Here is a 14,251-nt window from a genome sequence, read left to right as displayed (position 1 = left end):
CATCTATAGGGGTAGTGTGTACTTTTGTTCATTTAGTATTTCTTGTAATTTATCGATTGCACCAGGTTCAATTTTTTCAATTGAAACGGCAGCTTCTTCTAGAGCTTCGTTATATTGAAATTCTCTAAATAATTGCTCTGCCTTGTCCATTGACGCTGCCATTTGTACATTTTTACTTCTATAGCGATTTCCATATTGTATCACTTTTTCTACGAAATATCCTTGTTCAATCATGTATTTCGTATCATTATAGCAAACTTGTACAGCAGCTGCTGCTTTTTCTAGTAAAAATGATACATGCGCCATTTTTAATGGCTTTTTCTCTAATTCCAAATAAACAATTTGCATACTTTCTTGAGCATCTTGTATTTGTTTCATAGAAGAAACTGGCATACCAGGTAAATTAGAAATTTGAACAAGACGTTTGACCTCTAACATTAATCGTTTCATTTCAATTAATTGATCACGAGCTTGTAATTCATCTTTTCGAAGTGCTTTTAGCATTTCAACATACATCAAATGAGATTCTTTAACATCTTCCATTTGCTTTTTTAGTAAATCTAATTCTTCTCTTATTACAGAAAATGCAAGATCTTGTTCTGCTACACGGATCTGCAATAATTCAAAGCGTTTTGTAATGATACTTACTTGCTTTTCAACCATCTTTTGAGCTTGAGTATCTTCATCACTTAGTTCATAAATTTGCTGAACTAATTGAGTCTCTTCTTTTGTTTTTAAATTATCTTCTCGAATACTTTGAATTTCTTCCTGAGAAGTCCATATTTCTTTTTCTACTATAAATTTACTCTCTACTTCTTTTTCTAACAAATCATAGATTGAATCGACTTTTGCTTTTACAAATTCAAGCTTGTCAATCGCTTCTGTGATTTCTAGTTTTTTAATTAATTCGACACAGTCGATACATATTTTAGAACAATCAATTGTTTCATTTTCTAATGCTTCAAAATCAAGCACATACCCGTCTGCTTTCATTTGCTTTAAACCATCAGTTAAATTATGTATTTGAGAGGGCATTGTAGTAGAAGATTCAATATATAAATCCGGAATGATTGACATATTTGTTTTCAGTATATGTACTTGATCAGAAATTTCTTTCACTAAGCCTCTTGCTTCTAAATAGTTTCCTTTTTCAGTTGTATCATTAAATAGTTGGATTTGTTGTTTAATATCATCCATTTTTTGTTCCAACTGAGTTTCAGAAATTGAATATAAATGACGATGAGTTAATAAAAGCTTTCTTTGCTCAAGATACTCTTGGTTTAACATTTCAATATCCGAATTATTTTGTTCTTCGCTACCTACTAGGTCGCTTACCTCATTTAGAATTTTATCGATGCTTGATTCAGCTTCAGTTAGGCTTCCCTCAATTTCACTAATCCCTGCTTTAGCTTTCATGAAATGATATTTATTAATTGCCTCATCTATTTCTGAGATGGAATCAGTTACTTTCGGTAAAAAAGTTGTCACTAGTTCATCCCAATCGGTTCTCCATTTATCAAAAAGCTCTTCCGTTTGGCCGGTCATATTTAAGGCCTTTAGCTTTGAAAGTTCATCCGTAACTGGCTTACTCATTAACTGCATTCTCCACGCTTCAAGTTCATCGAGTTTTTTGAATAAACGTTGTCGAATTGTTAAGGCTACAATCATTAATGCGATAACAATAGCTATTACGACTAAAATTACATAGAATGTCATTGTCATTTTCCCTGATGTACCTCCTTTTACTGCCATCTGAATCTATTTATTTGTACGTTATTTTTTGAATTAATAAATCACTCTTTATTTAGGTCATAGTTAATAATAACATGATAAAGTTGATTTTTGGCTTAATTTTTTCAATTTTTTCATATTTTTATCAAACTATAATAAATACTGTAAAAACTTGTAGAAATTTCAGATTTTTAAACAACGAAAAACGCCTTTTCATTGTGATTTTGCACAATGAAAAAGGCGAAGTTTTAGGATGAAAGTTCTACTCGACTAACTAGTCTCTCATCCATATCAAATAGTGATTCAATCCACTTCTCAACATACTCTTTATATCTTTCAAAAAAATACACATCATTTTGCTGTATATACAATACTTCATTTAAATAGCCTGGAAATAAGTACGGTGTTGAAAGGAAGGATTTTAATTGGACGAAAAAAACTGAAAATGGCATAGTTAGTTTCGCATTAGACATACGAATAGCATCATAAATTTGAGTAAAAGTAAAACGTTCTCTTGCTAAATAGGTAATCATAATCTCACGAATGAAGACAGAGTCGATTGTCAGCTCTCTGTAAAAAATTGAAGCATATTCCTTTTTTAAAAAGTAATAATTGAGTACTTCACCAACAAGATTCATTAAAATTAAATTTGCGTTTTTATCATACAATGACAAACAGTGTTTATCTAAAATTTCAACGTATCCTTCTAAAAAATCTACTATGATATGTTCAAGTAAACCTTGTTTACCTTTAAAATAATATGAAATCGTCGCAATATTTACATTTGCTTTTTTAGAAATATCCCTTACTGAAGTACCATGGTATCCATTAATTTTAAATAACGTAAGCGCTGCCTCGATGACTTTCTTCTTTGTTGCAAGTTTATCTTGCTCCATACTCGTCACCCTCTTTTACAACATCAATTGTTTTATTAATTAGCGAAATACTGATAAAATCCTCTACAAATCGGTCGACAAAATTACCAGTATTCTTTCGAAATATGCTATGATATTTCACAAGAAATAGGGAAAGGGGTCTACAAATGTTTCAAAAAGTCGAATATTCAGGTACAAAAGAACAACAATATAATACTCTAACAGCTCAAGTTAAAGCTTTAATAGATGGTGAACATAACCTAATTGCTAATTTAGCAAATACATCTGCCCTATTAAATCAGTTTTTACACCAAATAAATTGGGTTGGATTTTATTTAAAAGATGGAGATCGAAATGAATTAGTTTTAGGCCCATTTGTAGGTCTTCCTGCGTGTGTGCGTATACCATACGGTAAGGGAGTTTGCGGTACATCTGCTCAAACAAAAACAGTTCAAAGAATCGATAATGTTCACGATTTCCCAGGCCACATCGCATGTGACGCTGCATCTAATTCAGAAATCGTTATTCCTTTAATGCATAACGATGAAGTAATTGGCGTATTAGATATCGATAGTCCGGAATTCAATCGTTTTGATGAAACGGATCAAAAATATCTTCAAGCAATCGTAAATTTAATTGAAGAAACAATTAGATAAGAAAATTTACTTTCTAAAGGAATCCTTTATTGGATTTCTTTTTTCTCTTTATAAAAAGCTAGAAACAAAACTGCCCTTGACTATTTTATATTATCTGGTTATAATATTCTTTGTGTAAAATAACGCAGCGTTGTAAGCACAGGCTTGATATTTATTTTGTTCCTCTACTGTTTAAGAGGTGTCATCGCGTAACTCTGGCTGCTGGAGCGAGGATACATGAAAGCAAAATAAACAATCTGGGGCTACACGAACGTTTTTATTTTACTCCAAAATAAAAACTAAAGGAGGAGACAATCAATGTCTCGTTATACAGGATCTACTTGGAAATTATCTCGCCGTTTAGGCATTTCATTAAGCGGAACAGGTAAAGAATTAGAAAAACGCCCTTATGCACCAGGTCAACACGGACCTAACCAACGTAAAAAATTATCAGAATACGGTTTACAGTTAACTGAAAAACAAAAATTACGTCATATGTACGGTGTTAATGAGCGTCAATTCCGTCGCACTTTTGATATCGCTGGTAAATTAACTGGTAAACATGGTGAAAACTTCATGATCTTATTAGAAACTCGTTTAGACAACGTAGTTTACCGTATGGGTCTTGCTCGTACTCGTCGTGCTGCTCGTCAATTAGTTAACCACGGTCACATCTTAGTTGATGGCAAACGTGTAGACATCCCTTCTTTCCGCGTGAAAATTGGCCAAACTATCAGCTTACGTGAAAAATCACAAAACTTAGCTGTAGTTAAAGAAGCTGTTGAAGTTAACAACTTTGTACCTGAGTACATTACTTTCAACGCTGACAAATTAGAAGGTACTTTCAACCGCTTACCAGAGCGTTCTGAATTACAGCTGAAATCAACGAAGCTCTTATCGTTGAATTCTACAACCGTTAATTAAAATGCTATGTAAATAGCATTTATAAAATCCCTAGAAACGTTGATCTATCAACACTTCTAGGGATTTTTATTTTATCTCTGCTTTGTAGAATAAGTTATTCTCCCCCATTAACCCATGTATTTATATAAATTTTATAGATTATTAACTTCATTAGCAGTACGGATTCCTGATTCGATTGCACCTTGCACCCATCCAGGAGTAGATGATGCATGAGATCCACCAAAATGAATTCTGCCTTCAGGTGTACTAATAAATGGACCGAGTTCTCTTTGTTGGTTTGGTTTATACATCACAAATGCTCCACCTGAAAATGAAAATTGAGTCCAACTTTGCGAATAACCTACTAAAAATTCTTTATAAACTACATCCCCAAAAATAATTGATAGATTAGCTAATGCTTTATCAATACGCTTATTATTTTTCATACTATCCCAAATAGTAGCATCATCTTCCCACGTGTAGCTTGCTAACATAATTCCTGTTTCAAAACCAAAATCATGGCTAGGAAAATAGGAAAATTTGATTGGCAAATCTGTTGTTAATTTACCACCAACCAAACCTAATTTTTCCCAAAATTTTGTTCTGAATTGTATAGCAATTTTAGTTGAATCTGCATAATGCAATTCTCTAATAACTTTCCATTTAATATCAGAAATAGACTCATATGGAAATATATCTACAAAGTTAAATAAAGAAAAAGGGATTGTAGAAATAACATAGTCACATTCATACTGCTTCTGTCTTGTCAATATTTCATTTTCAGTATGGATGGTTACTTTAGAATTTCCTTGTATAATTCTTGTAACCCTTTCATTCAGTATAATATTGTCCCTCAATTGTGGTAAAAACGCTCTTACAAGGTAATCAGTTCCTCCTGTAATTTCATAAAGCTTTAAATTTGGCGTTAAAAGTACAATAACTTCTCGTAATATAGCCGTAAATCCAAGTTCCGGGAAACCTTCCAAACCTACAATTGTTTTAATCATATCGATTGCTCCAGTTGATAAGGAAGTTCCTATGGGATTGTATTTCAAAAAGTTTTCCATTGAATATTGATCGTATTTATCAATAATGATTTTCCAGTTTTTGATAGGATCTTGATTTATAAAATCGATCACTGGGCCGACTGCAGATAAGAGTAACTCTACTGCTGTTTTTCCTTTTTCATTTGGCGCAACAGAATACTTTAAGATATCTGGGTTTGATTCATACGTTTTTTGATTTGTTAGTACATTATTAGCATATATTAAATCATTTGGAGTACTATTAATAAATTCATTTACTTGTAAATTTAATTTATTTATTAGTGCAAATGTCAAATGGTGAATTGAAGGGATACGCATAGCACCAAGGTCAACATATTGGTAATCAAGAAAAGGTTCTCTTTTTGTGTAAATTCGTCCACCTATTCTTCTATTTGCCTCAATAATAGTAACCTGATGACCTGCTTCTTTTAATAATGACGCAGAAACTAATCCTGATATTCCACCACCGATAATTATTACACTCTTTGACGAACCCGTTTTTGTTAAGCCATTTTGAATAATATTAATCATTTGATCAATTGAGAGGACTTCTTGTACCAATAGAATACCTCCTCTTTTTGAAAAAAATAAACTATCTATAAAGGTTATTCACTCGCAAGTTTAACTAGACTTTTAATGTATAACTAAACCCTTGCCTTAAGCAGTTTTAACAGCAGCCACTTCATATATTATTTGCGTTTTGCCTGATTCAGTTGCTAAAATTGTTAACATTTTAGAACCAATCGCTGACATCAGAATTGATGCTGACGGTGAACCACTTGTTAACACTTGTGAGAACACACCATTTTCCATATCATGAAATTTTTCAACATTTGTTACTGAAAATAAAATTCCTTTTTCACCGTTCATTTTGTTAGCTACCATATCACAACCCTTTTTAGTAATTAAAAAACATGGTTGTGTTTGATTTCTTGAATTTAGGCATTCACTTGATACAAAGAAATTTTCACTAGGAAGATTTGCCGAGTGAAGTGTCAAAAAGCAGAGTAAAACTGAAAAGAACTGCATCCTAGCAGAATCCATTTTTTAAAACAAAAAGACTTTTTTTAGACACACTCAAATCTCAAAATTTATTATACACTTACATTGTGAACATATTTACATACTATAAATTCGGGGGTTTGATATGAAGAAAGCTTTTGTCGTTATTCTTTCTCTAGTATTAGCTTTTACATTTACATATCCATTTTTATCCAAAGAGACCGAGAATGTCGTAGCTGAAGAAATTAAAAATTTTACAGTAAAGGAAAAAGTTTTGAATTCTCCTTCTATTAAACTTTTCACAGATATAGATTCACTAAAAGAAGTTAATGAGGAATTAGCAAAGAAAAATACTTTTGAAATAGGTCAGAATGTTGTAGTTTCAAAAGATGAACCTGGAGTTGAAATAGGGGTTAATGAAATTGGGGACCTACAAATAGATGTGTCAAACCAAGATGTTTTAAACGATCTCCAAAAGTCAGGTGTCATTAATCCATTAGAAGATGAAAATATTCTTGGATACACTGTAATTATTAAAGAGGACCAAATTGACAGTTATCTCGATAAGGAAGTTGAAACTCCTATTAATGCTAGATGGGGTAACGGGTTATACGTGAAAAAAGGAAACACTACTTATGGGAATGGTGAAGTTATTCGTATGAGTTCTTATAAAGGTAAATGTACCGCAACAATGTCTATAACTGAGTCAAGACAGATAGAGGTTTCTGGTACAGCAGGTTTACCTATTAAAGCAATAGCTGGGGAATTAGGAATTACTTATAAAAGCAGCTATTCTATTTCTGACACCTACGAAGTAAGTGTTCCAGCCGGTAAAAATTATCGTATCACTGCAAAAGATTACTTAAAGATATATAATTTTGAAGTATGGAATGATCCGTGGATTGGAACTGACAAAAAAGAATCATCCGGTAAATATAAAAGACCTGTTTGAATTGCTTTTACATATTCAGCGATTAAATAGTTCATCCATATTTAACTTTCCTGTTTTAGGTAAAAATTTACTACCAAAAAAGAATCCTAAATATTATATGTTACCTAGATTTACTTAATAATGCATACGCCATAAACTCCCTACCAGACTTGATAGGGAGTTTGTTTATTTATTCCTCTTTATTTTTTACATAAATAAAAAAAGCCCTCGACTTTACTCGAAGGGCTACTTATGCGGGAGAGGTGTATTAAAATAAACTTTTATATTATTTTAATTTCACTACCGCTAAGTCATGTTGCATTGCATTATTACCTTCTTGGGGATCAAATGCAATGTCACTAAGTCCAAATACATTTACTACAACATCACGATCTTTTGGATGAAGTATTCTTATTTCATAAGCAAATAGATTTACTGGAAGTTGGAAAGATCTAAATGTTCTATATTGATTTGGTGGAATTGTTACTGTAGATGGATCAACCATAGGAAGAATAATTGGTGAACCACTTGACCAGTCAAACATTAAAACACTCACAGAACGAGCGTCATCCGGGTCAACATTAAGAGCTTCTACTGTTAAAAACTGAGTACTTGAATGTCTTCTTAATACGCCAGTTGATAGAAATTTTGACGACATCAACGTCACTCCTTTCATATTATTTGGACAAGCAATCCATATAATATAAAATGTTTCAATCAGTAGAAATGAAACGGACATTGGTACAAATTAATTCATCGTTTTTATGAAAATGATAGATAGCCCACAATGATTACATTTGTTTATAGTAAATAGCTTTTAAAATAGATAAACATTCTCTAAAATATGCTGTCGGTATGATTACTTTTGGTGTTTTTGCAGGAAGACCCACTACATTTAACCCTTGTTTTTTAGCCAATTTTAAAGATCTGAATAAATGATAATCATTTGACACAACGATTCCTTGAGCTTGATCGTTGTGAATGAGTTTTTTTGAGAATTTCATATTCTCGTATGTATTTGTTGATAAATCTTCTTTAATGATTCTATCTTCTTCGATTCCTAATTTGATTAATTCACCCCTCATACATTCAGCTTCTGAAATCAATTCATCATTACCTTTTCCACCTGAAACAATCATTTTTGCACTTTTATTTACCTTAGCATATTTAGCTGCTGTTTCAATTCGATAGCGTAAAGCTCTAGTAGGTTTATCCTTTTTCAAGCCAGCACCTAACACAATGACATAATCCGCATTTTTAGGTACTTTATGCTGATATTGTAAAATGCTATTTACACCGATAAAAACGATACAGAATACATAACTTAGTATCCCAATCATTATTGTATATGTAATTATTTTAAAAAAGCTCATTACCTATATCCCCTTAAATAAAATTACTTTAACTTTTATTTTATCTAAAAATAAAGTGGATTTCACTAATTTTTTGAATATTCCACAAATACTTAACATTATTCCTTATAATAATATTGACTTATCAGTGAAACTGCAAATAAAAAATCCCCTATACGAAAAGAAATGCTTGTCCTTTTTTCCGTATAAGGGATTGATTCAACATTATTTATTTAATTATCTAGGATACTTATCGCCCATAGGATTATGTTGATCCTTTGAAAGTCTCTTTTGATGTGCTTTCGTTTTCGCATCTACATGATTTGCATCACTAGGACGATTTTTCTTTGAACCACCTGCTGCATGACTCATTTTTTTCCCTCCATTAACCAGTTCGTACAAAAACTAGTTTACGTAGAAATAATTTGTTTATGCGACTTTTCTTGAACTTTCACCTTTATTTTTTTCTTCTAATCCTTTACCCAATAAAGCGGCTAACATACTGAATAATGGTGTAATAAATAATACGAATGAAAACGGTAAGTAATCAATAACAGGTACTCCTAATGTTGAAGCAAAAAATGCTCCACTTACACTCCAAGGAACGATTGGATTAAAAAGAGTTCCCCCATCTTCTAATGCACGTGATAAGTTTTTAAGTGGAATATTTTTTTTAATAAATACATCCTTTAATAATTGCCCAGGAAGTAGAATTGATAAGTATTGTTCACCTGTTAAAAGATTTACACTCATTGCAGATAATGTACTTGCAATCACAATATTCCCCTTACGTTTCAAATTAGATAACGATTGTATTAATGTCTCGAATACACGTAGCTCTTGTAATAATCCACCTAGAGCAAGTGCAATAAATATTAATGACACAGACCACATCATCGATTGTAACCCTCCACGGTTAACAATCGAATTAAGCATGTCATTTCCTGTATCAGTTTGGAATCCATTTTGTAATGTTGTAAACACTTTTGCAAGTGTAATATCCTTTTGAATGAAAAATGCTAAAACTAATGAACTAACAATACCAGCCGACATTGTTGGTAAAGTTGAAAAACCTCTAAATGCCATAATAAAAACAATTAAACATGGGATTAATAATAACGGATTCACTTCAAAGCTAGATGAAATTGCTTTTTTCATTTCTATAACTTGCGCCATATTTGTATTTCCATGACCCATACCGATGATTAAAAATAAGATAACTGTAACAATTAATGCTGGAATTGTTGTATATGCCATGTGTCGAATATGTTCATTAACCTTTATTCCTAAAATACTTGGAACGAAATTCGTTGTATCTGAGATCGGTGACATCTTATCACCAAAACACGCTCCACTAATAATTGCACCTGCTGCGATTGCTGGTGGAATCCCCATAATATGAGCGATTCCCATCAACGCTACACCGACTGTAGCAATAGTTGTAAATGTACTACCTGTAAAACTAGCAACAATGATTGTAATAAAAATTGCACTTATAGCAAACCATTTAGCTGAAAGAACAGAAATTCCGTAAAATAATAAAGTTGGTACCGTACCACTTAGCATCCAAGAACCGATTAATAGACCGATCATCATTAAGATTAATGTAGGGGACAACCCATTTTGAATACCCTTTTTCATCCCATTTTCAATCTGTTCCCATTTAAATCCTTTAAATAATCCAAATACTGCTAAACAAACAACACATAAAAGAAGTGGAATTTGTGGATCTGATTTTAATATAACTAGACAACTAGACATAATAACTGCAAACAGTACGATTAACGCACCTAATTCAATATTTTTCATTTTATATACTCTCCCTTATTTATACATCCATATATACGTGTTCACGAAACTTTACGAACCCAAGTTTCTCATAAAAGCTTTTTGCATTTTTATTGTCGATCCAGTAATCTAGCTCAATTCTAGAAAGATTATTCTCACGAGCAAATGAAGCAATTTTATGGATTAAGAATGAACCGTATCCCTTATTTCTTTTTTCCTCATTAATACTTATCTGATGAACATACCCTAATCGAAAAGCCTTTTTTATCGGTCCTTCAGGAATATTTTTTATTTCAATCCAAGCATAGCCGACTAATTCTCCGACATCTTTAACGACGAAAAAATGATGCTCTGGTTTATCAACTACACTCTTGAAAAACTCTGTTATTTCAGCCGGATTATGAACTTTAAAAAACTCTGGAAATAAATCAGCATGTAGGTTTTGAACACCTTCATTAAGTTTTGCCAATATTCGGTAATCTTTCGTTGCAAATATCTCCATAATTTTCACCCTTTCAAAAATAGATAAAGAAAACTCGTTGATTGACGAGCCTTTTGGGCGATGGTAGAGACGAAGTTGCACTTATACTTTATTCCTAAATTTGGCTACTACGTCGAGCAAGGATCATCGCTGCCAATTTATACACTTAAATTGCAATAAAAAATCGAGGCCCCCTATAAAATATAGGGACGACCTCGATCGCGTTACCACCCTAGTTATAAGAAATAAATGCTTATATAAGAAAAATTCCTTATCACTCGAATCTGTAACGTAGATTTACGTTCTTCCCTTCATTAGATCAACTAACTACGAAAAGAAAACTCCCGAAATGTAATTCATTTGATTGTGTAGACGAGTTTTCACCAACCACTCGCTCTCTTTAACTACTACCAATCAAACTACTGCTTTTTCGTTCACTGTTTATTCAATATTATAATGTAATCAAGTGGTATTTCTTCTTACCACGACGGATAATAATAAATTGCTCTTCAATTGCATCTTGTTTAGTTAAGACAGTTGCAACGTCCTGTATACGATCTCCATTTACATAAACTGCACCGTTTTGTACATCTTCACGTGCTTGACGTTTTGATGGAGAAATTTTTGCTTCAACTAGTAAGTCTACTAATCCTTTTTCCGCTTCACTTAAATTAAATGAAGGTACGTCTTTAAAACCTTGTTTGATTTCAGCTGCCGTTAATTCTTTTACAGAGCCACTAAATAATGCTTCTGTAATTTTAATCGCTTGATCAAGAGCTTCTTCACCGTGAACTAGTTTTGTTACTTCAGCAGCTAATGCTTTTTGAGCAACACGTTGTTCAGGTGCTTCATTAAATTGTTTCTCAAGCTCTAAAATTTCTTCTTTCGTTAAGAAAGTAAAGTATTTCAAGTATTTAACTACATCACGGTCATCTGTATTAATCCAGAATTGGTAGAATTCATATGGAGTTGTTTTCTCAGGATCTAACCAAACTGCTCCGCCTTCTGTTTTACCAAATTTAGAACCATCAGCTTTTGTTACTAAAGGTACTGTAAGACCAAAAGCTTTTGAATCTTCTTCTGTCTTACGGATTAATTCCATACCAGCTGTAATATTACCCCATTGGTCACTACCACCAATTTGCAATTTACAGTTATGATCTTGGTATAATTTCAAGAAATCATATGATTGTAAAATCATGTAACTAAATTCAGTAAATGAAATACCTGCTTCTAATCGAGATGCAACTGAATCTTTAGCTAGCATGTAGTTTAATCCGAAGTTTTTACCGATGTCACGTAGGAATGTAATAACATCTAATTCTCCTGTCCAATCGAAGTTATTAACTACTTTAGCAGCATTTTCACCTTCGAAGTTTAAAAATGGTAATAATTGTGTACGAATTCGTTCACTGAACATCTTTACTGTATCAGCAGTATTTAACGTACGTTCTGCCTTCTTACCACTAGGGTCTCCGATCATTCCAGTTGCTCCACCTACTACACCAATCGGTTTATGACCTGCAACTTGGAATCTCTTTAACATTAACACTGGTAATAAGTGACCAATGTGTAAGCTATCACCAGTTGGGTCAAAACCACAATATAATGAAACAGATTCTTCGCTTAATAATTTTTGTAGACCTTCTTCATCTGTCATTTGATTAATTAATCCACGAAATTCTAAATCTTGTAAGATATTTTCCATTTTTAGCCCACCCCTTCTATGATCTATACGTCGTTTGAACAAAATAAAAAGTCCCTACTGATAAACAGTAGGGACGAATAATTATAATCGCGGTACCACCCTAGTTGTAGCTAATAAACTAGCTACCTCTCTTACAATTAACGGCTGTTAACCGTTCTAATCCTAATTTGCACTAAACAAATATCGAAAAAGAATGCTCCAGGGTGTAATTCATGTCAATGTCTGTGCTAATTCTCACCAACCATTAGCTCTCTGATCCAAAACCATTCACACTACTAAGCCTTTCAACGCTCACTATTGAAATGTTATGAAACATTTATATCATAAATAAAACGTTTAAGTCAAATAGATAATTAATTTTTTATTAATTTTATTTAAATTGTCATTCAATATTTGAATAAAAATGCTTTATATCAAATAATATGGTTAAATAATAATACTAACATCTTTAAAAATACATATTTTGGAAATGGAGTGTTTTTTCTTGAAGAATAAAGGAATATGGGTTGCTTTAATTATTGTAGTCGTTCTAATCTTTATGGGTGTCGGAAGCTATAATAGCTTTGTGACTCAAGAAGAAAATGTAACAAATAAAATGTCGCAAGTTGATAACCAACTAAAACGTCGTTCAGATTTAATACCAAACTTAGTAAATACAGTAAAAGGATATGCTAAACAAGAGAAAGATGTGATTGCTTCAGTAACAGATGCACGCGCAAAATTAGCTGGTGCTCAAACGACTGCTGATAAAAGTAAAGCTGATGCAGAATTGTCTGGCGCACTAAGTCGTCTATTAGTAGTCGTAGAAAACTATCCTGATTTAAAATCAAATCAAAACTTCCAAGCATTAATGGATAGCCTAGAAGGAACTGAAAATCGACTAGCTATTGCTCGTAAAGATTATAATGATGCTGTAACTATTTACAACCAAAAAATCAAAAAATTCCCAGGTGTACTAGTAGCTGGACCTTTTGGATTCGAGAAGAAGGATTACTTTGAAGTATCTGAAAAAGATAAAGCTACTCCTGAGGTTGACTTCAGTGGCGATGGTAATAAATGAGAAAATTTCTCTCATCAATATTCCTATTAGGATTGCTTTTTTCATTTGCTACAGGAGCAAATGCTGAAATTAAAGTACCTTCTCAAGTAGGAGACATTTATGTACAAGATTATGCAAATGTTCTTAACAGAGAAGATACACAAACTCTAATTCAATTAGGGAAAAAGTTAGAAGACACTACCTCCGCTCAACTTGCGGTATTAACAATCCCAAGTCTGGAAGGATATGATATTAAAGAATACGCTAATACAGCGTTTCGAAAATATGGTTTAGGTAATAAAGAGAAAAATAATGGAGTTCTTTTGTTATATGCTAAAAAAGACAGACAAATAAGAATCGAAGTTGGATATGGTTTAGAAGGAGTTGTAACAGATATTAGATCCGGTAACATTCTGGACCAGAGCGCTATTCCATATTTGAAAAAAGGTGAAGAATCTCTTGCAATAACAAACACATATAAATCACTTTATAATGTTATTTTAAATGGATCTGAACAAACTGGTCATTCTAAAACAAGCAATTTATGGGACAATTTAAAAGTATTTATCATCATTGCGATTGTAATCGCGATCATCATCATTGATATGATGTTCTTTAATGGTGTACTTACTTATTTCATTTTGAATTTATTACCTGCACTATTAAACTCATCAGGTGGCGGTGGTCCAAGAGGCGGTGGCGGAGGAAGCTCCGGAGGCGGTGGCTCCGATCGAAAATTTTAGAACAACAAAAAACCATT

14 protein-coding genes, 1 pseudogene and 2 other annotated features are annotated in these 14,251 nt (G+C 32.5%); of the genes and pseudogenes, 5 read left to right on the top strand and 10 right to left on the bottom strand.

Annotated elements, in window-relative coordinates; genetic code table 11:
* Positions 1-3 precede the first annotated feature (3 nt).
* Both ezrA and refZ read right to left on the bottom strand, forming a co-directional pair.
* The gene (gene ezrA, locus MY490_RS04370; protein WP_248268145.1) at positions 4-1,722 is read right to left on the bottom strand and encodes a septation ring formation regulator EzrA; all 1,719 of its coding nucleotides are present in this window, start codon (positions 1,720-1,722) and stop codon (positions 4-6) included.
* A gap of 257 nt (positions 1,723-1,979) precedes the next feature.
* Positions 1,980-2,627, bottom strand: coding sequence for a forespore capture DNA-binding protein RefZ (refZ, locus tag MY490_RS04365; RefSeq protein ID WP_248268144.1), 648 nt, complete (start codon positions 2,625-2,627; stop codon positions 1,980-1,982).
* A 146-nt stretch (positions 2,628-2,773) separates the two neighbouring features.
* Here refZ and MY490_RS04360 point away from each other — a divergent pair, with 146 nt between their 5' ends.
* On the top strand, positions 2,774-3,262 hold the full coding sequence (locus MY490_RS04360; RefSeq protein WP_098426542.1) for a GAF domain-containing protein: 489 nt from the start codon (positions 2,774-2,776) through the stop codon (positions 3,260-3,262).
* 297 nt (positions 3,263-3,559) lie between these two features.
* Positions 3,560-4,161 (top strand): annotated as a pseudogene (rpsD, locus tag MY490_RS04355) (30S ribosomal protein S4).
* A gap of 135 nt (positions 4,162-4,296) precedes the next feature.
* On the opposite strand, the gene MY490_RS04350 reads toward rpsD, so the two are convergent.
* Together MY490_RS04350 and MY490_RS04345 are read right to left on the bottom strand one after the other, a co-directional pair.
* The gene (locus MY490_RS04350) at positions 4,297-5,721 is read right to left on the bottom strand and encodes a flavin monoamine oxidase family protein (RefSeq protein WP_248269319.1); all 1,425 of its coding nucleotides are present in this window, start codon (positions 5,719-5,721) and stop codon (positions 4,297-4,299) included.
* Positions 5,722-5,847: 126 nt separating this feature from the next.
* Entirely contained in the window at positions 5,848-6,219 is a 372-nt protein-coding gene (locus tag MY490_RS04345) for a Rha family transcriptional regulator (RefSeq protein ID WP_248268143.1), read from the bottom strand.
* Between the two features lie 118 nt (positions 6,220-6,337).
* Here MY490_RS04345 and MY490_RS04340 point away from each other — a divergent pair, with 118 nt between their 5' ends.
* Positions 6,338-7,144 carry a hypothetical protein gene (locus tag MY490_RS04340; protein WP_248268142.1) on the top strand — a complete coding sequence of 269 codons (807 nt, stop codon included), beginning with the start codon at positions 6,338-6,340 and terminating at the stop codon, positions 7,142-7,144.
* 265 nt (positions 7,145-7,409) lie between these two features.
* Here the strand turns inward: MY490_RS04340 and MY490_RS04335 are convergent, their stop codons facing one another.
* The 6 genes from MY490_RS04335 to tyrS all read right to left on the bottom strand — a co-directional run bounded on the left by MY490_RS04335 (position 7,410) and on the right by tyrS (position 12,452).
* Positions 7,410-7,781: a hypothetical protein gene (locus MY490_RS04335; protein WP_248268141.1), complete on the bottom strand. Its 372-nt coding sequence runs from the start codon at positions 7,779-7,781 to the stop codon at positions 7,410-7,412.
* A gap of 133 nt (positions 7,782-7,914) precedes the next feature.
* Positions 7,915-8,496: a YdcF family protein gene (locus MY490_RS04330; RefSeq protein WP_248268140.1), complete on the bottom strand. Its 582-nt coding sequence runs from the start codon at positions 8,494-8,496 to the stop codon at positions 7,915-7,917.
* 216 nt (positions 8,497-8,712) lie between these two features.
* Entirely contained in the window at positions 8,713-8,847 is a 135-nt protein-coding gene (locus MY490_RS22055) for a hypothetical protein (protein WP_097979132.1), read from the bottom strand.
* Positions 8,848-8,904: 57 nt separating this feature from the next.
* Complete coding sequence (gene nhaC / locus MY490_RS04325) at positions 8,905-10,284, bottom strand: Na+/H+ antiporter NhaC (protein ID WP_248268139.1); 1,380 nt, start codon at positions 10,282-10,284, stop codon at positions 8,905-8,907.
* 19 nt (positions 10,285-10,303) lie between these two features.
* Positions 10,304-10,765, bottom strand: a complete 462-nt coding sequence (locus MY490_RS04320; RefSeq protein ID WP_248268138.1) for a GNAT family N-acetyltransferase — start codon at positions 10,763-10,765, stop codon at positions 10,304-10,306.
* 181 nt (positions 10,766-10,946) lie between these two features.
* Positions 10,947-11,191, bottom strand: a binding site (T-box leader).
* Positions 11,192-11,195: 4 nt separating this feature from the next.
* A complete protein-coding gene (gene tyrS / locus MY490_RS04315) occupies positions 11,196-12,452 on the bottom strand; it encodes a tyrosine--tRNA ligase (RefSeq protein WP_248268137.1) in 1,257 nt (418 codons plus the stop codon).
* Between the two features lie 66 nt (positions 12,453-12,518).
* Positions 12,519-12,749 (bottom strand) — a binding site (T-box leader).
* Positions 12,750-12,936: 187 nt separating this feature from the next.
* Between tyrS and MY490_RS04310 the strand changes: the two genes are divergently transcribed.
* Both MY490_RS04310 and MY490_RS04305 read left to right on the top strand, forming a co-directional pair.
* Positions 12,937-13,512: a LemA family protein gene (locus tag MY490_RS04310; RefSeq protein ID WP_248268136.1), complete on the top strand. Its 576-nt coding sequence runs from the start codon at positions 12,937-12,939 to the stop codon at positions 13,510-13,512.
* The gene (locus MY490_RS04305) at positions 13,509-14,234 is read left to right on the top strand and encodes a TPM domain-containing protein (protein WP_248268135.1); all 726 of its coding nucleotides are present in this window, start codon (positions 13,509-13,511) and stop codon (positions 14,232-14,234) included. Before MY490_RS04310 ends, MY490_RS04305 begins: the two co-directional genes overlap by 4 nt.
* The last annotated feature ends 17 nt before the right edge of the window (positions 14,235-14,251 follow it).

The sequence above is a fragment of the Gottfriedia acidiceleris genome, assembly GCF_023115465.1.
Taxonomy (GTDB): domain Bacteria; phylum Bacillota; class Bacilli; order Bacillales; family Bacillaceae_G; genus Gottfriedia; species Gottfriedia acidiceleris_B.
The sequence above is the reverse complement of the archived record's forward strand: the minus strand, read 5'-3'. Positions and strand labels throughout refer to the sequence as shown.

What these genes read in the sequence shown, in the direction of transcription:
- ezrA (WP_248268145.1), bottom strand. Translation starts at nt 1,722, where the DNA reads ATGACAATGACATTCTATGTAATTTTAGTCGTAATAGCTATTGTTATC.
- refZ (WP_248268144.1), bottom strand. Translation starts at nt 2,627, where the DNA reads ATGGAGCAAGATAAACTTGCAACAAAGAAGAAAGTCATCGAGGCAGCG.
- MY490_RS04360 (WP_098426542.1), top strand. Translation starts at nt 2,774, where the DNA reads ATGTTTCAAAAAGTCGAATATTCAGGTACAAAAGAACAACAATATAAT.
- MY490_RS04350 (WP_248269319.1), bottom strand. Translation starts at nt 5,721, where the DNA reads ATGATTAATATTATTCAAAATGGCTTAACAAAAACGGGTTCGTCAAAG.
- MY490_RS04345 (WP_248268143.1), bottom strand. Translation starts at nt 6,219, where the DNA reads ATGCAGTTCTTTTCAGTTTTACTCTGCTTTTTGACACTTCACTCGGCA.
- MY490_RS04340 (WP_248268142.1), top strand. Translation starts at nt 6,338, where the DNA reads ATGAAGAAAGCTTTTGTCGTTATTCTTTCTCTAGTATTAGCTTTTACA.
- MY490_RS04335 (WP_248268141.1), bottom strand. Translation starts at nt 7,781, where the DNA reads ATGTCGTCAAAATTTCTATCAACTGGCGTATTAAGAAGACATTCAAGT.
- MY490_RS04330 (WP_248268140.1), bottom strand. Translation starts at nt 8,496, where the DNA reads ATGAGCTTTTTTAAAATAATTACATATACAATAATGATTGGGATACTA.
- MY490_RS22055 (WP_097979132.1), bottom strand. Translation starts at nt 8,847, where the DNA reads ATGAGTCATGCAGCAGGTGGTTCAAAGAAAAATCGTCCTAGTGATGCA.
- nhaC (WP_248268139.1), bottom strand. Translation starts at nt 10,284, where the DNA reads ATGAAAAATATTGAATTAGGTGCGTTAATCGTACTGTTTGCAGTTATT.
- MY490_RS04320 (WP_248268138.1), bottom strand. Translation starts at nt 10,765, where the DNA reads ATGGAGATATTTGCAACGAAAGATTACCGAATATTGGCAAAACTTAAT.
- tyrS (WP_248268137.1), bottom strand. Translation starts at nt 12,452, where the DNA reads ATGGAAAATATCTTACAAGATTTAGAATTTCGTGGATTAATTAATCAA.
- MY490_RS04305 (WP_248268135.1), top strand. Translation starts at nt 13,509, where the DNA reads ATGAGAAAATTTCTCTCATCAATATTCCTATTAGGATTGCTTTTTTCA.